Consider the following 20793-nt stretch of genomic DNA (forward strand, 5'->3'; position numbering starts at 1 on the left):
GACGGGGCCGACAGAGCAACTGATCAGCCCTCGTCGATCAGTGCATGCTGCAGGCCGTAGGCGCCGCGGTGGAACAGCAGCGGCGTGCGGCTCGCATCGGCGCCGAGGTCGAGCACCCGGGCGACGACGATCGTGTGGTCGCCGCCGTCGTACTCGGCCCACAGCTCGCTGTCGATCCAGGCCACCACGCCCTCGAGCATGGGGGATCCGTGCGGGCTGGGCGCCCAGGCCACCCCGGCGAACTTGTCGGTGCCGGAGCGGGCGAACTGGCGGGAGAGGTCGCTCTGCTCCTCGCTGAGCACGTTGACGCAGAACCGGCCGGCCTCACGCAGCTGCGGCCACGTGCGCGAGGTGCGGGCCGGCGCGAAGGCGACCAGCGGCGGGTCCAGCGACAGCGAGCTGAACGACTGGCAGGTGAAGCCGACCGGGCCGTCGGGACCGGTGGCGGTCACCACGGTCACCCCGGAGACGAAGTGGCCCAGCACGTCGCGCATCAGCTGGGGGTCGACCACGGGAGCGGGGACGTCGGCACTCACGCACCCCATCCCACCACGGTCCGGCCGGCGCGGCTCAGGTCGGCCGGACCTGCCCCCGCGGAACCGACGGCCCCCCGGCCCGGTGCAGCGAGCTGGGCAGCGGGTGGCCGACCGCGCGCTCGGTGACGGCCGCGGCGGCGAGCACCGCGGCCAGGTCGATGCCGGTCTCGACCTCGGCGTCGGCGAGCCAGTAGACGAGCTCCTCGGTGGCGATGTTGCCGCTGGCGCCGGGCGCGAACGGGCAGCCGCCCAGGCCGCCGACCGAGGCGTCGAGCTGGGTCACGCCGGCCTGCAGGGCGGCGAGCGCGTTGGCCTGACCGGTGCCGCGGGTGTCGTGGAAGTGCACGCCGACCGGGGTGCCCGGGCAGGCCCGCCGGACGGCGTGGAGCAGCCGCACCACCCGGGCCGGGGTGGTCGTGCCGATCGTGTCGCCCAGGCAGAGGGCGTCCGCGCCCCCGGTGACGGCGGCGCGGGCGACGTCGACGGTGCGGGCGATGGGGGTGCGGCCGTCGAAGGGGCAGTCCCAGGCGGTGGCGACCACCACCTCCAGCGAGCCGCCGGCGCCGTGCGCCAGCGCGGCGATCTCGCCGACGGCGGCGAGCGCCTCGGCGGTGGCCCGCCCGGCGTTGGCCCGGCTGTGCGAATCGGCGGCGGAGACCACGTACTCCAGGTGCGCGATGCCTGCGTCGACCGCCCGCACGGCGCCGCGCGGGTTGGCGACCAGGGCGGAGAAGTGCACTCCGGGGAAGCGGTGCAGCTCGGCGGCGACCTGGTCGGCGTCGGCGAGCGCGGGCACGGCCTTCGGCGAGACGAACGAGGTGACCTCCACCCGGCGGACACCGGTGGCCACGATCGCCTCCAGCATCGCCAGCTTGCCGGCCAGCGGGAGCGGGTCCTCCAGCTGCAGGCCGTCGCGCATGCCGACCTCCCGGACGTCGACCGCCGCCGGCAGCACCAGGTCGAAGTCGCTGTCGAAGGCGCTCATCCCTTCATCGTGCCCGCTCGGCGTTCCACGTGGAACGAGTCAGCCGTACTGGCAGGCCCGGCACAGGCCGGTGTCGTCCGGGACGTCCTCGACCGGCACGACCCGCACCCAGGCCCCGCAGAGCGCCTGCACCGGCTCGTGCGAGTCCCGGGCGACCGCCCCGGGCCCGGCGGCGACCGCGTGCAGCGGCCCGGTCAGCGCATCCCCGGCAGGCCGGCCGGGAGCGGGAGGGGCAGGCGGGCGCATTTCCCGTCCGACGAGGTTCGGCATGGGCCCAGCCTGCCCCACGGCTCAGCCGGCGACCGGCTCCGGGACCCGCTGCTGGTCGTCCCGGGCGGTGAGCTTGGCGCCCTCGACGTCCAGGTCGGGCAGCAGCCGGTCCAGCCAGCGCGGCAGCCACCAGGCCGAGCGGCCCAGCAGCGCGAGCACCGCGGGAACCAGCGTCATCCGGACGACGAAGGCGTCGACCAGGACACCGACGGCCAGCCCGAAGGCGATCGCCTTGACCGTGACGTCCTCGATGGTCACGAAGCTGCCGAAGACGGAGAACATGATCAGCGCAGCCGCGACGACCACCCGCGAGGCGTGGCGCATGCCCCCGATGATCGCCTCGCGCGGCTGCGCACCGTGCACGTACTCCTCGCGCATCCGGGAGACGAGGAAGACCTCGTAGTCCATCGCCAGCCCGAAGAGCACGGCCATGAGCAGGATCGGCATGAAGCTGATCACGGGGCCGGTGGTCGGCACCCCGAAGAGGTCCATCAGCCAGCCCCACTGGAAGACCGCGACGACGGCGCCGAAGGACACGCCCACCGAGAGCAGGAAGCCCAGCGCGGCCTTGACCGGCACCAGGATCGAGCGGAAGACCAGCAGCAGCAGGACCAGCGCCAGGCCGACGACGACCACGGTGAACGGCAGCAGCGCGTCGGCCAGCCGGTCGGAGACGTCGATGGCGACGGCGGTCTGCCCGGTGACCGCGACGTCCGCGCCGGTCTGGTCCTCCAGGTCCGCGCCCAGGTCGCGCAGCGCACCGACCAGCTCGCTGGTCTCCTCGCTCTGCGGGCCGCTCTCCGGCACGACCTGCACGATCGCCGCGGTGCCGTCGGCGACCACCTGCGGCACGGCGTACGCGACGTCGTCCAGCCCGCCCTCGAACTGCCCCGGCGTCCCGGTCGGGGTGCCGCCGATGGCCGCCGCGGCCTGGCCGGCGGTCTGCTCGGCGGCGGCCGGGTCCAGGCCGTCGAGGAACACCAGCAGCGGGCCGTTCACGCCGGGACCGAAGTACTCGGCGATCGCGTCGTACGCCTGGCGCTGCGGGGTCTCCTCACCGGCGCTGCTGGCGTCGGGGAGGGCCAGCTGCAGCTGGGCGGCCGGGATGGCGCAGACGACCAGCGCGGCCAGCACGCCGAGCACGGTGAGCGCCGGGCGACGGGTGACCAGCCGGGCCCAACGGGCGCCGCCGGTGCTGGCGGGGGCGTCGGCGTGCGCGGCCAGCGCCAGCTCGCGGCGGTGCGCCCGGGAGCCCGGTGCGGGGATCAGCCGCGCCCCGGCGAAGCCGAGCAGCGCGGGCACCAGGGTGAGCGCGACCAGCACGGCCACGGCCACGGTGCCGGCGGCACCCAGGCCCATCACGGTGAGGAACGGGATGTTGACGACGGCCAGCCCGGACAGCGCGATGACGACGGTCAGGCCGGCGAAGACCACCGCGGAGCCGGCGGTGCCGGTGGCCCGGCCGGCGGACTCCTCGGGCGCCATCCCCTGGGCGAGCTGGGAGCGGTGCCGGCTGAGGATGAACAGCGTGTAGTCGATGCCGACGGCCAGGCCGATCATCAGCGCCAGGGTGGGCGCGGTGGAGGACAGGGTGATGACGCCGGAGAGCGCGAGCAGGCCGGTGAGCCCGATGCCCACCCCGACCAGCGCGATCAGCAGGTTCATCCCGGCGGCCAGCAGCGAGCCGAAGGTGACCACCAGGACGATCACCGCGACGACGACGCCGACCAGCTCCAGCGGGCCGACGGTGACCGCGCCGGCGTTGAACGCCCCGCCGCCGACCGCCACCTCCAGGCCGGCCTCGGTCGCCGGTGCGGTGGCGTCCTGCAGCTGCTCCAGCGCGTCGCCGGCGAGCTCCATCGGGCCGACCTCGTACTGCACCGTGGCGAGCGCGGCCCGCCCGTCGGGGCTGATCTGCTGGGTGGCGAAGGGGTCCTGCACGGCGGCGACGTCGTCGACCTGACCGGCGGCCGCCACGGCCTCGCCGATCGCCTGCGCGTACTGCGGCTCGACGACGGTGGCGCCGTCGGGGGCGACGAAGACCAGGTCGGCGCCGGCGCCCGCAGCGGCGGGGGAGACCTCGCGCAGCTGGTTCAACGCGGTCTGGGACTCCGAGCCGGGGATGGTGAACTCGTCGTCGAACTCGCCCCCCACGGTGAGGAAGAGCGCGACGACCGCGCCCAGCACGGCGACCCAGGCCGCGGTGAACAGCGCGCGGTGGCGGTAGGCGGCACGGCCCAGCCGGTAGAGCAGGGTGGACATCGGTTCTCCTGGTCGGCGGATCTGCGGCGGGAGGATCAGCGGGACGACGGGGCCGGTGCGACCGCCCCGCGGACGAGCGTGAGCAGGGCGGTGCGGCGCAGCGGCTCGAGGTCGCTCTCGGCGGTGAGCGACATGACGGTGAGCCCGCTGAGCAGCGCGGTGGCCGCCCCGATGAGGTCGGCGGCCGGCAGGGTGAAGGTCAGCCCCGCCTCGGCGGCCGTCCGGTCGACCAGCGCGGCCAGCCGGCCGCCGACCTGCTCGTCGTGCCGGCGCAGCACCTCGGCGGCCTCGGGGTGGCGGGCGGCGTGCAGGGTGTACTCGGTGACCACCAGCGCCCAGGTGCGGTCGCACCGGAAGGCACCCAGCACCCGGTCGACGGCGGCGGCCAGCGGGTCGGGCTCGTCGGCGAGGCCGGTGAGGAGCTCGGCGACCCGGGCGAGGTCGCGCTCGACCTCGCGGGTCATCAACGCCTCGAACAGCTCGTCCTTGGTGCGGAAGCTGGAGTAGAAGGCGCCACGGGTGAATCCACCGCGGCTGCAGATGTCCTCCACGCTGGCCGCGGCGAAGCCCCGCTCGGCGAAGGTGTCCAGGGCGGCGTCCAGCAGCCGTTCGACGGTCGCCTCGCGGCGGCGCTTGGGCCGCTGCAGATCGGTCGCCGTCACGATGCAGGACTGTATTGGATACGGCGCTGTATCCAGAACTCGAGACGGGTGTGACGTGCACTGCTCCCTGGTGCGCGCACCGTCCCCGGGCCCGGCAGGGCACGTACCGGCTCAGCGTGAGCCGCTGTCCGGGTCGGCGTCGCCGCTCGTTACAGGATCCGTCCGCTGCCGCGCGGCTGATCGCCGTCCTGGCTCAGCCCCGGTGCTCCTGGCTCACGCCGCACCGTGAGCCAGGAGCACCCACGATCAGCTGCCCTGATCCCGGGCGGTCAGTCGGGAGTGCGGCCGACCAGGACGGCGCGGGTGTCCGGGGCGGCGATCCGGGCGGCATCGGCTGCCTGGTCGTCGGGGGCGGCCTGCGAGCGACGCTCGGCCTCCACCCGGGCCGCGTAACCCTCCACCTCGGCGGTGATCCGCTGCTCGTCCCAGCCCAGCGACGCGGCGACCGCGCGGGCCACCGGCTCGGCCGACTCCACGCCGCGGTGCGCGGTCTCGATGGAGATCCGGGTGCGGCGGGCCAGCAGGTCGTCCAGGTGGAGCGCGGCCTCGTGCTCGACGGCCCAGACCATCTCGACCATCAGGTACTCCTCGGCACCGGGCACCGGTTCCAGCAGCTCGGGCCGGTCGGCGGCCAGCGCCAGCAGCTGCGGGGTGAGCGAGCCGAACCGGTTGAGCAGGTGCTCGGCGCGGAAACGCGGGATCCCCCAGCGGTCGGAGAGGCCGTCGAGGGAGTTGACCATCGCCACGTAACCCTCGGCACCGACCAGCGGGATGTTCTCGGTGACGCTCGGCGGCACCCGCCGGGTGACGTCCTCGGCGACCGCGTCCACGGCGTCGGCGGCCATCGGCCGGTAGGTCGTGTACTTGCCGCCGGCCACGGCGATCACGCCGGGCATCGGGCGGGCGACGGCGTGCTCCCGGGAGAGCTGGCTGGTCGACTCGCTCTCCCCGGACAGCAGCGGGCGCAGCCCGGCGTACACCCCGGTGATGTCGTCGTGGGTCAGCGGCACCGACAGCACCTCGTTGACGTGCTCGAGGATGTAGTCGATGTCGGCCCGGCTGGCGGCCGGGTGCGCCTTGTCCAGCGCCCAGTCGGTGTCCGTCGTCCCCACGATCCAGTGGCTGCCCCACGGGATGACGAACAGCACCGACTTCTCGGTGCGCAGGATCAACCCGGTCTCACCGTTGATCCGGTCCCGGGGGACGACGATGTGCACGCCCTTGCTGGCGCGCACGTGGAACCGGCCGCGGCCGCCGACCATGGTCTGCACGTCGTCGGTCCACACCCCGGTGGCGTTCACGACCACCTCGCTGCGGACCTCGACCTCCTGGCCGGTCTCCACGTCGCGGACCCGGGCGCCGACCACCCGGCCACCGGCGTGCAGGAAGGAGACGACCTCGGCCGAGTTCAGCACGGTCGCGCCGTAGGCGGCGGCGGTGAGCGCCACGGTCAGGGTGTGCCGGGCGTCGTCGGCCTGGGCGTCGAAGTAGCGGACGGCGCCGACCAGCGCGTCCGGCTTGAGCGCCGGGAACAGCCGGCGGGCCCCGGTGCGGGTCAGGTGCTTCTGCCCGGGCATCGGCTCGGAGAGCGCGCCCAGCCGGGCCAGCCCGTCGTAGAGCGCCAGGCCGGCGGTGACGTAGGGCCGCTCCCAGCCACGGCGGGTGAGCGGGTAGAGGAAGGGCACCGGCTTGACCAGGTGCGGGGCGATCCGGTTGACCGACAGGTCGCGTTCGTGCAGCGCCTCGCGCACCAGCCCGAAGTCGAGCTGCTCCAGGTAGCGCAGCCCGCCGTGGAACAGCTTGGACGAGCGGGAGGAGGTGCCGCTGGCGAAGTCGCGGGCCTCGACCAGCGCCGTCCGCAGCCCGCGGGTGGCGGCGTCGAGCGCGACGCCCGCGCCGGTGACCCCGCCGCCGATGACGAGGACCTCGAACTCGGCCTTCACCAGCTCCTCCCACGCCTGGGCGCGCTGCTGGGGACCGAGCGGGCGTACTGCCGTCATGCGAACTCCTCGGTACGGGCCGTCGCGACGACGGCGCACGATGCACCCACGGTAGGTCGGCGCCGGGAGGGCCGTCGACGCCCGCCGTCTGACATCGTCGGACAGCCCGCGTGGCAGGGATCACCATCCCGACCCCGGATGCCCTAGCGTCGGGCGCCGTGCCGGGCACCGTGCAGTCGATCGAGCGGGCAGCCGCCATCCTGCAGGTCGTGGCGACCTCCGGCGGCACGCTGGGCGTCACCGACATCGCCGAGGCGGTCGGGCTGGCCAAGACCACCGCGCACAGCCTGCTGCGCACCCTCCTGCACGTCGGCTTCGTCGAGCAGGACCGGGCGACCGGCCACTACGCCGTGGGCGCGGGCCTGCTGCAGCTGGGCAGCCACCTGGACGCCAACGAGCTGCGCGCCCGCTCCTCGAACTGGGCCGACGCACTGGCCGCCCGCAGCGGGCAGGCGGTGCGGCTGGTCACGCTGGCCGGGGACGACGAGGTCGTCGTCGTCCACCACGTGTTCCGGCCCGACGACTCCGCGCAGGTCCTCGAGGTCGGCAGCACGCTGCCGGCCCACTCCACGGCGCTCGGCCGGGTGCTGCTGGCCTCCGCTCCCCGGCGCCGCCCCGGCCGCCCCGGCGCCGGGGCGGTCGCGGCCGACCTGGCCGAGGTCCGGGCCCGGGGGTGGGCCGTCGAGCGCGGGGAGCACCAGCCCGGGCGCGGCTGCATCGCCGCCCCGGTGCGCGCCTCCGGCGGCCTGGTCGTCGCCGCACTCGGCATCAACGGGCCGGTGGGCTCGCTGTTCGACGGCCGGGGTGCCCCGCGCGCCCCGCTCGTCGGCATGGTCACCGACGCCGCGGCCGGCGTGTCCCGGGAATTGGGGGGCGGCGGTGCCTGAGCGGTACGTGCTCGCCGTCGATCAGGGGACGACGTCCACCCGTTCGCTGGTCTTCGACCGGGGTGGCCGGATGGTCGCCGTCCGCCAGCGGGAGCACCGCCAGTACTTCCCCCGCCCGGGCTGGGTCGAGCACGACCCGATGGAGATCTGGGCGAACACCCGGCGCACCGCCGCCCAGGTGCTCGCCGACCTCCCCGGCGGCGGCGAGGTCGTCGCGCTGGGGATCGCCAACCAGCGCGAGACCACCGTCGTCTGGGACCGGGCCACCGGCCGGCCGATCACCCGGGCGCTGGTCTGGCAGGACACCCGCACGGCGGACCTGGTCGCCGAGCTCGCCGCCCGTACCGACGCCGGTCTGGTCGCCGAGCGCAGCGGGATCGCGATCGCCGGCTACTTCTCCGGCCCGCGGCTGCGCTGGATCCTCGACCACGTGCCGCGGGCCCGCGAGCGCGCCGAGCGGGGCGAGCTGCTGTTCGGCACGATGGAGACCTGGCTGATCTGGAACCTCACCGGGGGCCCGGACGGCGGGGTGCACGTCACCGACGTGACCAACGCCAGCCGCACGCTCCTGATGGACGTGCGCAGCTGCCGCTGGGACCGCGACCTGCTGGCCTTCTTCGGCATCCCCGCGGCGATGCTGCCCGAGATCCGCCCGTCGGTCGGCGTCCTCGGGCACGCCACCGCGCTGTCGCCGGCGCTGCCGATCGCCGGCGCGCTCGGCGACCAGCAGGCGGCGCTGTTCGGCCAGGCCTGCTTCGCCCCCGGCGAGGCCAAGTGCACCTACGGCACCGGCAGCTTCCTGCTGCAGAACACCGGCACGGAGCTGGTGCGCACCCGGTCGGGCTCGATCAGCACGGTCGCCTACCAGCTGGCCGGCGAGCCGGTGCGCTACGCGCTGGAGGGCTCGGTCGCCGTCGCCGGGGCGCTGGTGCAGTGGCTGCGCGACGGGCTGGGCCTGATCGGCTCGGCCGCGGAGGTGGAGACGCTGGCCCGCACGGTGACGGACAACGGCGGCTGCTACGTCGTCCCGGCGTTCTCCGGCCTGCTCGCCCCGCACTGGCGGGGTGAGGCCCGCGGCCTGGTCGCCGGGCTGACCTCCTACGTCACCAAGGGGCATCTGGCCCGGGCGGTGCTGGAGGCCACCGGCTGGCAGACCCGCGACGTCGTCCAGGCGATGGCCGCCGACTCCGGGCTCTGCCTGCCGGCCCTGCGGGTGGACGGCGGCATGACCACCAACAACCTGCTCATGCAGTTCGTCGCCGACGCGCTGGACACCCCGGTCGTGCGCCCGATGGTGGGGGAGACGGTGTCGCTGGGGGCCGCGTACGCCGCCGGGCTGGCCGTCGGGGTGTGGTCGGACGTCGAGGCGCTGCGCCGGAACTGGCACCGGTCGGCGCAGTGGACGCCGTCACCGGCGCGCGCGGTCGCGCTCACCGCGGAGTACCCCCGCTGGGAGCGGGCGGTGGAGCTCAGCATCGCCTGGGGGGCTCCCTGACCCAGCTTGTCCGATGATGTCGGACCCGACGTGTTGTCCGGCTCACAGCCCGCTCCCTACGGTCCTGGCACGGGACGACCCGGGGTGACCACCGCCACAGGTCCGACCTGTACCACCCCGGTCCGCAGAGCCGCGGACCCGTCGGAAGGAGCGCCTACTCGTGGACACCGTCGGTCTCTGGACCGTCTTCGGCAGTGAAGTACTCGGCACCGGGGTCCTGATCCTGCTCGGCGTCGGCGTGGTCGCCAACGTCGTGCTGCCCAAGACCCTCGGCAACGGCAGCGGCTGGATCGTCATCATCTTCGGCTGGGGGCTCGCCGTCTTCGCCGGCGTCTTCGCCGGGGCGACCTCGGGGGCGCACATCAACCCGGCCGTCACCGTCGGGCTGCTGGTCAGCGGGACCGACACGTACGCGCCTGGCATCGAGGTCAGCGTCGCGAGCACGTTGACGTACTTCGCCGGGCAGCTGGTCGGCGCCTTCATCGGTGCAGTCGTGGCGTACCTGGCCTACTACGGGCACTACAACGACCCGGAAGCGGCCGGCACCCAGCTGGGCACCTTCGCCACCGGCCCGGCCATCGGCACGGTCAAGGACAACGTGGTCACCGAGGTGGTCGGCACCTTCGTCCTCGTCTACATCATCCTGCGGTTCGGGGACACCCCCACGCAGCTCGGCCCGCTGGCCGTCGCGCTGCTGGTCGTCGGCATCGGCGCCTCGCTCGGCGGCCCGACCGGCTACGCCATCAACCCCGCCCGCGACCTCGGGCCGCGCCTCGCGCACGCCGTCCTGCCCATCCGCGGCAAGGGCGACAGCAACTGGGGCTACGCCTGGGTGCCGATCGTCGGCCCGCTCATCGGCGCCGTCATCGCCGGCGGGCTCTCCCACGTCAACCTCTGACCCCGACCCATCGGGCCGGCTGCCGGCCCCCGTCCGCAGGAGGAACCCCATGGCCCAGTACGTGGCCGCCATCGACCAGGGCACCACCAGCACGCGCTGCATGCTGTTCGACCACGACGGCGCGGTGGTGTCCGTCGGCCAGAAGGAGCACCAGCAGATCTTCCCGCGCGCCGGGTGGGTCGAGCACGACGCGATGGAGATCTGGGGCAACACCCGCGAGGTGGTGGCCCAGGCCATCGCCCGCAGCGACGCCAGCGCCTCCGACATCGTCGCGGTGGGCATCACCAACCAGCGCGAGACCGCGGTGGTCTGGGACCGGACCACCGGCAGGCCGGTCCACAACGCCATCGTCTGGCAGGACACCCGCACCGGGAAGATCTGCGACGAGCTCGGCGCGCTGGGCGGCGGCGCCGACCGCTACAAGGACACCGTCGGCCTGCCGCTGGCGACCTACTTCGCCGGCCCCAAGGTCCGCTGGATCCTGGACAACGTCGACGGGGCCCGGGAGCGCGCCGAGCGCGGTGACCTGCTGATGGGCACCATCGACTCCTGGCTGATCTGGAACATGACCGGTGGAGCCGACGGCGGCCTGCACCTCACCGACGTCTCGAACGCCTCGCGCACCATGCTGATGGACTACCGGAAGCTGGCCTGGGACGCCGACATCGCCGAGGAGATGGGCATCCCGATGTCCATGCTCCCGGAGATCCGGTCGAACTCGGAGGAGTACGGCCGGGGCCGCAAGGCCGGGTTCCTGGCCGGGGTGCCGATCGCCGGCTCGCTCGGTGACCAGCAGGCAGCGACGTTCGGCCAGGTCTGCTTCAGCAAGGGCATGGCCAAGAACACCTACGGCACCGGCAACTTCATGCTGCTCAACACCGGCGAGGAGGCCGTCCCCTCGGAGAACGGCCTGCTGACCACGCTGTGCTACCAGCTCGGCGACGCCAAGCCGGTCTACGCCCTGGAGGGCTCGATCGCGGTCACCGGCTCGCTCGTGCAGTGGCTCCGGGACAACCTGGGCATGATCAGGAACGCGCCGGAGATCGAGGACCTGGCCCGCTCGGTCGACGACAACGGCGGCGCCTACTTCGTGCCCGCGTTCTCCGGCCTGTTCGCCCCGCACTGGCGCTCCGACGCGCGGGGCGCCGTCGTCGGGCTCACCCGGTTCGTCAACAAGGGCCACCTGGCCCGCGCCGTCCTGGAGGCCACCGCCTACCAGACCCGCGAGGTGCTGGACGCGATGAACGCCGACTCCGGGGTCGACCTCACCGAGCTCCGGGTGGACGGCGGGATGGTCGGCAACGAACTGCTCATGCAGTTCCAGGCCGACCTGCTCGGCGTGCCGGTGATCCGGCCGAAGATCGCCGAGACGACGGCGCTGGGCGCCGCCTACGCGGCCGGACTGGCGGTGGGGTTCTGGTCCGACCTCGACGAGCTCACCGCCAAGTGGGCCGAGGACAAGCGCTGGGAGCCGCAGATGCCCGAGGACGAGCGGGAGCGGAACTACCGCAACTGGCAGAAGGCCGTCACCAAGTCGCTGGACTGGGTGGACGAGGACGTCGACTGAGGAAGGACCCCGCTGCCCCCACCCGCTCGCAGGCCCGCGGCGGGACCCGGCAGCGGGGCCGCGGCCGAGTAGCTTGTGCGACTGACTAGTCAGTCGTACTGTCCACTCCGTGAGCGACGAGCGGTGGCCCGGCGAGTGGATGCGCGGCGTGCTGTCGCTGTGCGTGCTGCGGGTCGTCGCCGACGGCCCCAGCCACGGCTACGCGATCGCCGGTCGGCTGGCCGAGGCCGGCCTGGGCGCCGTCAAAGGCGGCACGCTCTACCCGATCCTCACCCGTCTGGAGACCGAGGGGCTGGTGACCGCGGCCTGGGAGGCCGGGGACGGCGGCCCGGGCCGCAAGGTGTTCACCGTGACCGGGGCCGGTGTCGAGTCGCTGCGGCAGCGGTCCGAGCAGTGGCGCGTCTTCACCGAGCGGGCCGCCGGCCTGCTGTCGTCCCCGTCCGTCCCCGCGTGAGGAGCCCCGTCATGGGAAAGGTCTCGAACGACACCGAGCAGGGCTGGACCGGCGACCTGCTGACGCGGCTGCGGACGCGCGACGTCCCGGGCGCCCGGATCGGCGAGGTGCTCGCCGAGGTGGAGAGCCACGTCGCCGAGACCGGTGAGCACCCGCGGGATGCCTTCGGCCCGGCCAGGGAGTACGCCGACCGGATCGCCGACGCGATCGGCGCCCCGCCGAGCCAGGGCTGGCGCGACGCGGTGCGCGGGGTGTCGTGGCGCGACTGGGCGACGGCGATGGTCATCGGGGTCAGCGCCTTCCTGCTCTCCGACGCGCTCTGGGCCCTCGGCGCCGGGGAGACGTCGCTGCTCGGGCTGCCCGCCTGGGCCGTCTGCGCGACCGCCGCCCTGGTGCTGGCTCTCTGCGTCGCCCGGATCGTGCGCACCGTCCGCACCTCGGGCGACCGGGTCACCGATCCGCGCACCGGCGCCGACATGGTCCCGCTGCCGAGGTGGGCCGTGGTCGTGCTGGTCGGCACCCCGCTGACCCTCCTGCTGGGCACGCTCGCCGCCGGCCTGCTCATGCGCTGAGGCGGCGTGCGGTCTTGTTGACCTGAACGTCACGTCCGTCGCCTGCACAACCTCCCCGCCGGGTCGATCAATGCGGGAGCGGGAGCAGTCGTCGGGAACGAGGTCGTCAGGTGCCGGAGAGAGTCGTCGAGCTGGCCGGGCGGGTGCAGGAGCAGTCCGCCGCCCGGTTGCGCGACCTGGACACGATCGCCCGGACCACCCGGATGCTCGCGCTCAACGCGCTGGTCGAGGCGGCACGGGCCGGGGACGCCGGCCGCGGCTTCGCCGTGGTCGCCGAGGAGGTCAAGCAGATCGCCGAGCAGGCCGCGGGGATCAGCACCGGGCTGTCCGCGGAGCTCGGGCCCACCGTCGCCGAGCTGCACGAACTGGGCGCGCGGCTGGTCACCCAGGTCCGCGGACAGCGGCTGGCCGACCTGGCGCTCAACGCCATCGAGCTGGTCGACCGCAACCTCTACGAGCGCACCTGCGACGTCCGGTGGTGGGCCACCGACGCCGCGGTCGTCGACGCGGCCTCCGAGGGCGACCCGCACGGCCCGGCCGCCGCGACCGCCACCCGGCGACTGGGCGTCATCCTGCGCAACTACACCGTCTACCTCGACCTGTGGATCGCCGACCTGTCCGGGCGGGTGCTGGCCAACGCCGCGCCGCAGCGCTGGCCGGGGGTGGTGGGCAGCGACGTCAGCGGCCAGCAGTGGTTCCGCGACGCGCTCGCCACCGCCGACGGTGACGCCTACGCCGTCGAGGACGTCACCGCCTCCGCGGCACTGGGCTCCGCGGTCGCCACCTACGCGACCGCGGTGCGCCGCGACGGCGAGACCGACGGCGAGGTGATCGGGGCGCTGGGCGTCTTCTTCGACTGGGCCCCGCAGACCCAGGCCATCCTCGACGGGCTCCGCCTGGCCGACGACGAGCGCGCCCGCACCCGCGCGCTCCTGCTGGACGCCGACGGCCGGGTGCTCGCCGCCTCCGACGAGCAGGGCGTGCTCACCGAGCGGGTGGAGCTGCAGACCCAGGGTGCGGCCAGCGGCTCGTACACCGACGGCGAGCGCACCATCGGCTTCGCCCGCACTCCCGGCTACGAGACCTACGCCGGCCTCGGCTGGTACGGCGTGCTGATCCAGGAGCGGTGATCTCAGCCGGCCAGGGCAGCCGAGACGACGGCCTTGGCCTCCTGCTGCACCTGGGCGAGGTGGTCGGCGCCCTTGAACGACTCCGCGTAGACCTTGTAGACGTCCTCGGTGCCCGAGGGGCGCGCGGCGAACCAGGCGTTCTCGGTGGTGACCTTCAGCCCGCCGATCGCGGCGTCGTTGCCCGGGGCCTTCGTGAGCTTCGCCGTGATCGGCTCACCGGCCAGCTCGGTGGCGGTGACCGCCTCGGGGGAGAGCTTGCCGAGCTTCGCCTTCTCCTCCCGGGTGGCGGCGGCGTCGACCCGGGCGTAGGCAGACTCCCCGAACCGTTCCGTCAGTGACGCATGCAGCTGCGAGGGCGAGCTGCCGGTGACCGCCTGGATCTCCGAGGCCAACAGGGCGAGCAGGATGCCGTCCTTGTCCGTCGTCCACACCCCGCCGTCCCGGCGGAGGAAGGACGCGCCCGCGGACTCCTCCCCGCCGAACCCGACCGACCCGTCGAGCAGGCCGGGCACGAACCACTTGAACCCGACCGGCACCTCGACCAGCCGCCGGCCCAGGTCGGCGACGACCCGGTCGATGAGGGACGACGACACCAGCGTCTTGCCCACCGCGGTCTGCGCTCCCCACTCCGGCCGGTGGCTGAACAGGTAGGAGATCGCCACGGCCAGGAAGTGGTTGGGGTTCATCAGCCCGCCGTCGGGGGTGACGATGCCGTGCCGGTCGGCGTCGGCGTCGTTGCCGGTGGCGATCTGGTACTCGTCCTTCGCCCCGATCAGCGAGGCCATCGCGGACGGCGAGGAGCAGTCCATCCGGATCTTGCCGTCCCAGTCCAGCGTCATGAACCGCCAGGTGGCGTCGACCAGCGGGTTGACCACGGTGAGGTCCAGCCCGTGCCGCTCGGCGATCTCCCCCCAGTAGTGCACGCTGGCGCCGCCCAGCGGGTCCGCGCCGATCCGGACGCCGGCGTCCTTCACCGCGGCCAGGTCCAGGACGTTCGGCAGGTCGTCGACGTAGCTGCCGAGGAAGTCGTAGGGCTGCGCCGCGGCGCGGGCCCGGGCGAACGGGATGCGCCGGACGCCGTCCAGGCCGTTGGCCAGCAGCTCGTTGGCCCGCTTGGCGATCCAGCCGGTCGCATCGGTGTCGGCCGGGCCACCCGAGGGCGGGTTGTACTTGAAGCCGCCGTCCCGGGGCGGGTTGTGCGAGGGGGTGACCACGATGCCGTCCGCGAGCCCGCTGGTCTTCCCCCGGTTGGCGGTGAGGATCGCGTGGCTGACCGCCGGGGTGGGGGTGTAGCCGTCCCGGGAGTCGACCAGCACGGGGACGTCGTTCGCGGCGAGGACCTCGAGCGCGCTGACCCAGGCCGGCTCACTCAACCCGTGGGTGTCGCGGCCGATGAACAGCGGGCCGTCGAACCCCTGCTGGGCGCGGTACTCGCAGATGGCCTGGGTGGTGGCCAGGATGTGCGCCTCGTTGAACGCGCCGTCCAGCGAGGAGCCGCGGTGACCCGAGGTGCCGAACGTGACCTGCTGGGCGACGTCGGCCGGGTCGGGCTCGACCGTGTAGTAGGCGGTGACCAGGTGGGGGACGTCGACCAGGTCGCTGGGCTGGGCCGGCTGACCGGCGCGGTCGGAGGACATGGCCTGATCTTGACCCGGATCCCCACCTGCCCGCGACCGGGACCGCCCTGTCGGTGGCCGGTCGTAGCCTGGTCGGGTGCTCGGGGACTGGCGGGAGATGGTCACCGATGCGGCCTTGATCGATGCGGTCGGGCAGCACGTGCTCGACCGGGCGCGGCCCTACGCCGCCCGGAGCGTGCTCGACGTCCGGGTGGCCGAGGACGCCCGCCGGCTGACCGGGCTGGTCCAGGGCGGGGCGCCGGAGCCCTACCGGACGACGGTGGTGCGCACCGAGGGCGGCCGGGTGGGCTGGGCCGCGGCCTGCACGTGCCCCGTGGGTGACGACTGCAAGCACGCGGTGGCCGTGCTGCTGCACCTGCGTCCGGACATCCAGCGCGCGTCGGGCGGACCGCGCCCGGGGCGCCCGGCCGCGCGCACCTGGGAGCAGGAGCTCACCGAGCTGGTGAGCGCCGCCGGCCGACCGGCGCCGGCCACCGTGCCGATCGGGCTGCAGTTCGAGCTGGTCGAGCCCGAACCCGGCCGGGGGCGTGCCTCGGTCGCCGCACCGGGCACCCGGCAGCGGCTGATCCGGCTGCGGCCGGTGGTGCCCGGCAAGCGCGGCCAGTGGGTGCGCAGCGGCGTCTCGTGGCGGCAGCTGCAGTACGACAGCGCCCAGGCCTCGTGGAACCCGGCGCACCTCGCCGCCATGCGCGCGCTGCACGCCACCCACCAGGCCGCCCGCAACCAGTACTGGTCGTACGCCCCGGCCGACGTGTACCTGCACGAGTTCGGCCCCGGCCTGTGGCGGCTGCTCGCCGAGGCCGTGGCCGACGGCGTCCCGCTGGTCACCGCCGACCGGGCGGCCCGGCCGGTGGTGCTGGCGCGGGAGCCGGCGGACGTCGCCGTCGACCTGCGCCGGGACGGCGAGCGCGCCGAGCTGTCCGCCGTGCTGCAGGTCGACGGCCGCACGGCCGACCCCGGCCGGCTGTCCTTCCTCGGGATGCCCCCGCACGGGGTGTCGGTGGAGGGCCCCGTCGGCACCGACGGCGACGTCCCCGGGCTGGTGCTGGCCCGCCTGGACCGGCCGGTGCCGCCCGTGCTGGCCGGGCTGGTGGCCCGCGGCGGTGGGATCGACATCCCGCCCGGCGACGTCGACCGCTTCCTCCGCGACTGGTACCCCGGGCTGCGGCAGGCGGTGCCGGTCATCTCCGGCGACGGCTCGGTCGCCCTGCCGGAGGTGCCCCGGCCGCGGCTGGCCGTCGAGGTCCGCTACCCCGGGGACGCGACGGTCTGCGTGGCCTGGACGGTCCGCTACGGCGCCGACCGCGCTTTCCCGCTGCCCACCGGCGAGGAGGCCGCCGTGCCGGGCTCCGGGCGCGACCCGGTGGCCGAGCAGCGGCTGCTGGACGAGCTGCCCGAACCGGTCGCCGGGCTTCCCGAGCTGTGGACGCCGGGGCGCCGGCTGGCCGATGCGGTGGAGCTGGCCGGGGTGGAGGCGCTGGAGTTCACCACCGAGGTGCTGCCCGCGCTGCAGGCCGCGCCCGACGTCGACGTCACGCTGGTCGGCAGCCCGCCCGACTACCGGCCGAACACCGCGGCGCCGCAGATCAGCTTCACCACCCGCGACAGCCGGGAGTCCGACTGGTTCGACCTGGGCGTCTCGGTGAGCGTCGACGGCCAGAGCGTGCCCTTCGAGACGCTGTACAAGGCCCTCGCCGCGGGGCGCACCCGGCTGGTGCTGCTCAGCGGCACCTACTTCTCCCTGCAGCGGCCGGAGTTCGAGCAGTTGCGGCTGCTCATCGAGGAGGCCCGCGCGCTGCAGGACGTGCCGGGCGACGGCGTGAAGGTCAGCCGCTTCCAGGCCGGGCTCTGGGAGCAGCTGCTCGGGCTCGGGGTGATCGAGGAGCAGAGCGAGCGCTGGACCCGCGAGGTGCGCGGGCTGCTCGACCTCGAGCACGCCGAACCACCGCCCGTCCCGGCCGGGCTGGCCGCCGAGCTCCGCCCGTACCAGCGGGAGGGCTACGGCTGGCTGGCGTTCCTCTGGGACCACCGGCTGGGCGGGGTGCTCGCCGACGACATGGGGCTGGGCAAGACCCTGCAGACCCTGGCGCTGCTGGTCCGCGCGCACGAGACCGGCGACCTCGATGACGCGCCGGTGCTGGTGGTGGCGCCGACCAGCGTGGTGCCCACCTGGGCCCGTGAGGCGGCGCGGTTCGCCCCGGGCCTGCGGGTGGTGACCGTGTCGGAGACCGAACGCAAGCGGGGCACGGCGTTGCAGGCCGAGGTGGCCGGCGCGCACGTCGTCGTCACCTCGTACGCGCTGTTCCGGATCGACGAGGACGCCTGGACCGGGCTGCCGTGGCGCGGGCTGGTGCTCGACGAGGCGCAGTTCGTGAAGAACCACCAGGCCCGCACCTACCAGTGCGCCCGGCGGCTGCGTGCCCCGGTGAAGCTGGCGCTGACCGGCACGCCGCTGGAGAACAGCGTGATGGACCTGTGGGCGCTGATGTCGATCGTCGCGCCCGGGCTCTTCCCCGACCCGCAGCGGTTCACCGAGGCCTACCGCATCCCGATCGAGCGGGACGGCGACGCCGAAAAGCTCGCCGTGCTGCGCCGCCGGATCCGCCCCCTGGTGCGCCGGCGGACCAAGGAGATGGTCGCCGCCGACCTGCCGCCCAAGCAGGAGCAGGTGCTCGAGGTGGTGCTTAACCCACGGCACGAGAAGCTCTACCAGACCCACCTGCAGCGCGAGCGGATCAAGGTGCTCGGCCTGGTCGAGGACATGTCGAAGAACCGGATGACGATCTTCCGGTCGCTGACCCTGCTGCGGCAGCTGAGCCTGGACCCGGCGCTGGTCGACCCGGCCTACGCCGACGTCCCCTCCAGCAAGGCCGACGCCTTCCTCGAGCACCTGCGCGCGGTGGTCGCCGAGGGCCACCGGGTGCTGGTGTTCAGCCAGTTCACCCGGTTCCTGCGCAGCGTCCGCGACCGGCTGACCGACGAGGGCATCGACTGGGAGTACCTGGACGGGCGCACCCGCGACCGCGACGCCGTCGTCCAGGGCTTCCGCACCGGCAGCGCGCCGGTGTTCCTGATCAGCCTCAAGGCCGGCGGGTTCGGGCTGACCCTCACCGAGGCCGACTACGTGTTCGTGCTCGACCCCTGGTGGAACCCGGCGAGCGAGGCGCAGGCCGTCGACCGGGCGCACCGCATCGGCCAGGACAAGACGGTGATCGTCTACCGGCTGGTGTCGGTCGGCACCATCGAGGAGAAGGTGATGGAGCTGAAGGCGCGGAAGTCGGCGCTGTTCTCCCGGGTCGTCGACGACGGCGCGCTCGCCTCCGGTGCGCTCACCGCCGACGACGTCCGGGGTCTGTTCGGCTGACCCGATCCACCCTGCCGTGCCGCGGGTCAACCCGGCCCAGCAGACGTTGAGCCGTGTCCTGCCGCGGCTCGACGTCACCTGCGGAGGCTCAACCCGCGGAGCAGCAGCCGGCTCCGATCAGCGCTGCCGCGGCTCGACCGCGTCAGGCGTCGTCAGTCAGCTCCAGCGCACAGCGACGGCCAGCAGGAAGGGGATGGCGAGGAAGCCGATGCCGACCCAGCCGAGCACGATCCCCGCGGTCGCCATGCCGTCGCCGCCTTCCCCGCGCTCGCGGATCTGCCGCTTGGCGACGTAACCGAAGACGAGCGCGAGGATGCTGCCGATCCAGTAGATCCAGACGATGCCCAACACCATCGACGCGATGGCCAGGCCGTTGGTGCGCTGCGGCGGCGGGTAGCCGTACCCGTACGGGAGTGGACCGTAGGGCTGACCGGGTGGACCGTAGGGCGGGCCGGGAGGCCCCTGAGGCGGGCCGTAGGGCTGGCCGTACTGCTGCGCCTGCGGCCGCGGGTGCCAGTTGCCGTCGTCCTGACTCATCTGCTCGTCCCCTGTGTTCGCCGCCGTACGGGAGCCGCCCCCATGGGTCGGACGCACCGACCGTAGAAGCCGATCCGGGCGACGAACAGCACCGACCCTCCCAACGGAGGGGTCCGGCCGGGGCGGGGGGCAGCGCCAGCGCGGGTCAACCCGGCCCAGCAGACGTCGAGCCGCGTCGTGCCGCGGCTCAACGTCACCCCCGGCGGGTCAACCCGCGTGGCAGCAGCGGGTCAGGCTCAGCCGCGCCGCGGCTCACCCCGGTAGGTGCCGACGCTCCACAGGTTGCCCTCCGGGTCGCGGACGGCGAACTCGCGGCCCCCGTGGTCGGTGTCGTGCACCTGCTGCACGACCTCCGCCCCGGCGGCGAGCGCGCGGGCGTGCACCGCATCGGCGTCGTCGGTGACCAGGTAGGCGGCGGCGGTGCCGGGCTGCGCGGGCCACGGGTCGTCGGGCACGTCGCGCACCGAGCCGAGCATCACCCCGCCGCCGGGCGGCCAGGACAGCTCGGCGTGCACCACGTGGTCACCGTCGGCGACGACCAGGGTCTCCTCGAACCCGAGGGCGTCGACCAGGAAGCGGATGACGGCGCGGGCGTCGCGGGCGCGGAAGGCGGGCCAGACGGTGGGCGGCGGGGGAGCGGTATCGGTCATGCGCTCAGGTTGTCGACACGGGCGGCCGCCCGTCTTGGACGTATCCGAACTCCTCGGCCAGCCAGCGCGACGGCGGCAGCCCGGAGAACGCCCGCCACTCCCGGGTCAGGTGCGCCTGGTCGGCGAAGCCGCCGGCGACGGCCAGGCCGGCGAGGTCCAGCGGCCGGCCCGCCCCGGCCCGGGCCTGCAGCGCCCGGCGGGCGCGGGAGAACCGGACCACCCGGCCGGCCTCCTTGGGGGTCAACCCCGTCTCGGCCCGGAACCGGGTGAGCAGGTGGCGCGCCGACCAGCCGACCCGATCGGCGACGTCGGCCACCCGCAGCCGCCCACCCGAGGCCAGCACCAGCCGCCACGCCTCGGCGACCTCCGGCGCCGGCGCGCTGTCCGGGCGCACCCGGCGCAGCAGCACCTGCTCCAGGGCCGCGAACCGGGCCGGCCAGTCGGGCGCCGCCCGGAACCGCTCGACCAGCTCGGCTCCATCCGGGCCGAGGACGTCCTCGACCGGGCAGTCCAGGGACGCCAGCGCACCGGCGGGCACCCCGAGCAGCCGACGGGCGCCCAGCGGGGTCAGCGCGAACTGGACGCCGGCCTGCCGCCCCGGGTGGCGGATCAGCGCGGGCGCGGTGTGCAGCCCACCGACGAGCCCGGCGTAGCGGCCCGGCGCCTGCCGCGGATCGGGGTGCGCGGCCATCTCCAGCGGGTCGTCGAGGGTGACGACGAACGTCAGCGTGGGAGAGGGCAGCCCGCGGTGCAGGCCGGGCGCCAGCCCGTCCTGCCGGTACCCGGTGGCCTCGGCGACCAGCCCGCGCAGCGCCGGGTGCGGCCGGTGCCCGACCCACTCGCTGGTCACGGTCCGAGGATGGCACGCGGACGCGCCGACCTGCGCT

General features: G+C 74.4%; 18 protein-coding genes. 8 read left to right on the forward strand and 10 right to left on the reverse strand.

The genetic code is table 11. From position 1 onward, the window contains the following. Nucleotides 1–23 precede the first annotated feature (23 nt). From ACI79A_RS12190 to ACI79A_RS12215, 6 genes are all read right to left on the reverse strand, one after another. The gene (locus ACI79A_RS12190) at nucleotides 24–536 is read right to left on the reverse strand and encodes a flavin reductase family protein (RefSeq protein ID WP_457083440.1); all 513 of its coding nucleotides are present in this window, start codon (nucleotides 534–536) and stop codon (nucleotides 24–26) included. 34 nt (nucleotides 537–570) lie between these two features. Beyond that, nucleotides 571–1521 carry a hydroxymethylglutaryl-CoA lyase gene (locus tag ACI79A_RS12195; RefSeq protein ID WP_457083442.1) on the reverse strand — a complete coding sequence of 317 codons (951 nt, stop codon included), beginning with the start codon at nucleotides 1519–1521 and terminating at the stop codon, nucleotides 571–573. A 39-nt stretch (nucleotides 1522–1560) separates the two neighbouring features. After that, nucleotides 1561–1791: a hypothetical protein gene (locus ACI79A_RS12200; protein WP_457083444.1), complete on the reverse strand. Its 231-nt coding sequence runs from the start codon at nucleotides 1789–1791 to the stop codon at nucleotides 1561–1563. Between the two features lie 21 nt (nucleotides 1792–1812). Next, nucleotides 1813–4053 carry an MMPL family transporter gene (locus ACI79A_RS12205; RefSeq protein WP_457083446.1) on the reverse strand — a complete coding sequence of 747 codons (2241 nt, stop codon included), beginning with the start codon at nucleotides 4051–4053 and terminating at the stop codon, nucleotides 1813–1815. A 35-nt stretch (nucleotides 4054–4088) separates the two neighbouring features. Further along, nucleotides 4089–4715 carry a TetR/AcrR family transcriptional regulator gene (locus ACI79A_RS12210; RefSeq protein WP_457083448.1) on the reverse strand — a complete coding sequence of 209 codons (627 nt, stop codon included), beginning with the start codon at nucleotides 4713–4715 and terminating at the stop codon, nucleotides 4089–4091. Between the two features lie 269 nt (nucleotides 4716–4984). Next, complete coding sequence (locus tag ACI79A_RS12215) at nucleotides 4985–6715, reverse strand: glycerol-3-phosphate dehydrogenase/oxidase (protein WP_457083450.1); 1731 nt, start codon at nucleotides 6713–6715, stop codon at nucleotides 4985–4987. 158 nt (nucleotides 6716–6873) lie between these two features. On the opposite strand from ACI79A_RS12215, the gene ACI79A_RS12220 reads away from it, so the two are divergent. From ACI79A_RS12220 to ACI79A_RS12250, 7 genes are all read left to right on the forward strand, one after another. Continuing rightward, a complete protein-coding gene (locus ACI79A_RS12220) occupies nucleotides 6874–7602 on the forward strand; it encodes an IclR family transcriptional regulator (RefSeq protein WP_457083452.1) in 729 nt (242 codons plus the stop codon). After that, on the forward strand, nucleotides 7595–9097 hold the full coding sequence (glpK, locus tag ACI79A_RS12225) for a glycerol kinase GlpK (RefSeq protein ID WP_457083454.1): 1503 nt from the start codon (nucleotides 7595–7597) through the stop codon (nucleotides 9095–9097). Before ACI79A_RS12220 ends, glpK (ACI79A_RS12225) begins: the two co-directional genes overlap by 8 nt. Before the next feature lie 160 nt (nucleotides 9098–9257). Beyond that, a complete protein-coding gene (locus tag ACI79A_RS12230; RefSeq protein WP_457083456.1) occupies nucleotides 9258–9995 on the forward strand; it encodes an MIP/aquaporin family protein in 738 nt (245 codons plus the stop codon). Nucleotides 9996–10044: 49 nt separating this feature from the next. Next, nucleotides 10045–11562, forward strand: a complete 1518-nt coding sequence (glpK, locus tag ACI79A_RS12235) for a glycerol kinase GlpK (RefSeq protein WP_457083458.1) — start codon at nucleotides 10045–10047, stop codon at nucleotides 11560–11562. 109 nt (nucleotides 11563–11671) lie between these two features. Beyond that, entirely contained in the window at nucleotides 11672–12016 is a 345-nt protein-coding gene (locus tag ACI79A_RS12240; RefSeq protein ID WP_457083460.1) for a PadR family transcriptional regulator, read from the forward strand. A gap of 11 nt (nucleotides 12017–12027) precedes the next feature. After that, entirely contained in the window at nucleotides 12028–12588 is a 561-nt protein-coding gene (locus ACI79A_RS12245) for a hypothetical protein (RefSeq protein ID WP_457083462.1), read from the forward strand. Between the two features lie 110 nt (nucleotides 12589–12698). Next, entirely contained in the window at nucleotides 12699–13718 is a 1020-nt protein-coding gene (locus tag ACI79A_RS12250; RefSeq protein ID WP_457083464.1) for a methyl-accepting chemotaxis protein, read from the forward strand. Nucleotides 13719–13720: 2 nt separating this feature from the next. Here the strand turns inward: ACI79A_RS12250 and pgm are convergent, their stop codons facing one another. Beyond that, complete coding sequence (gene pgm / locus ACI79A_RS12255) at nucleotides 13721–15355, reverse strand: phosphoglucomutase (alpha-D-glucose-1,6-bisphosphate-dependent) (RefSeq protein ID WP_457083466.1); 1635 nt, start codon at nucleotides 15353–15355, stop codon at nucleotides 13721–13723. Between the two features lie 76 nt (nucleotides 15356–15431). Between pgm and ACI79A_RS12260 the strand changes: the two genes are divergently transcribed. Next, nucleotides 15432–18719, forward strand: a complete 3288-nt coding sequence (locus tag ACI79A_RS12260) for a DEAD/DEAH box helicase (RefSeq protein ID WP_457083468.1) — start codon at nucleotides 15432–15434, stop codon at nucleotides 18717–18719. Between the two features lie 156 nt (nucleotides 18720–18875). Here the strand turns inward: ACI79A_RS12260 and ACI79A_RS12265 are convergent, their stop codons facing one another. The 3 genes from ACI79A_RS12265 to ACI79A_RS12275 form a co-directional block, all read right to left on the reverse strand. Continuing rightward, nucleotides 18876–19256: a DUF4190 domain-containing protein gene (locus tag ACI79A_RS12265; RefSeq protein ID WP_457083470.1), complete on the reverse strand. Its 381-nt coding sequence runs from the start codon at nucleotides 19254–19256 to the stop codon at nucleotides 18876–18878. A 236-nt stretch (nucleotides 19257–19492) separates the two neighbouring features. After that, the gene (locus ACI79A_RS12270) at nucleotides 19493–19906 is read right to left on the reverse strand and encodes a VOC family protein (RefSeq protein WP_457083472.1); all 414 of its coding nucleotides are present in this window, start codon (nucleotides 19904–19906) and stop codon (nucleotides 19493–19495) included. Nucleotides 19907–19910: 4 nt separating this feature from the next. Further along, nucleotides 19911–20756: a helix-turn-helix domain-containing protein gene (locus ACI79A_RS12275; protein ID WP_457083474.1), complete on the reverse strand. Its 846-nt coding sequence runs from the start codon at nucleotides 20754–20756 to the stop codon at nucleotides 19911–19913. Nucleotides 20757–20793: the final 37 nt, after the last annotated feature.

The sequence above is a fragment of the Modestobacter sp. SYSU DS0657 genome (assembly GCF_054050925.1).

Bases quoted from the DNA above. Each gene is read 5' to 3' on its own strand.
- ACI79A_RS12195 (WP_457083442.1), bottom strand. From the start codon at position 1,521: ATGAGCGCCTTCGACAGCGACTTCGACCTGGTGCTGCCGGCGGCGGTC.
- ACI79A_RS12200 (WP_457083444.1), bottom strand. From the start codon at position 1,791: ATGCCGAACCTCGTCGGACGGGAAATGCGCCCGCCTGCCCCTCCCGCT.
- ACI79A_RS12205 (WP_457083446.1), bottom strand. From the start codon at position 4,053: ATGTCCACCCTGCTCTACCGGCTGGGCCGTGCCGCCTACCGCCACCGC.
- ACI79A_RS12215 (WP_457083450.1), bottom strand. From the start codon at position 6,715: ATGACGGCAGTACGCCCGCTCGGTCCCCAGCAGCGCGCCCAGGCGTGG.
- glpK (WP_457083458.1), top strand. From the start codon at position 10,045: ATGGCCCAGTACGTGGCCGCCATCGACCAGGGCACCACCAGCACGCGC.
- ACI79A_RS12245 (WP_457083462.1), top strand. From the start codon at position 12,028: ATGGGAAAGGTCTCGAACGACACCGAGCAGGGCTGGACCGGCGACCTG.
- pgm (WP_457083466.1), bottom strand. From the start codon at position 15,355: ATGTCCTCCGACCGCGCCGGTCAGCCGGCCCAGCCCAGCGACCTGGTC.
- ACI79A_RS12265 (WP_457083470.1), bottom strand. From the start codon at position 19,256: ATGAGTCAGGACGACGGCAACTGGCACCCGCGGCCGCAGGCGCAGCAG.
- ACI79A_RS12270 (WP_457083472.1), bottom strand. From the start codon at position 19,906: ATGACCGATACCGCTCCCCCGCCGCCCACCGTCTGGCCCGCCTTCCGC.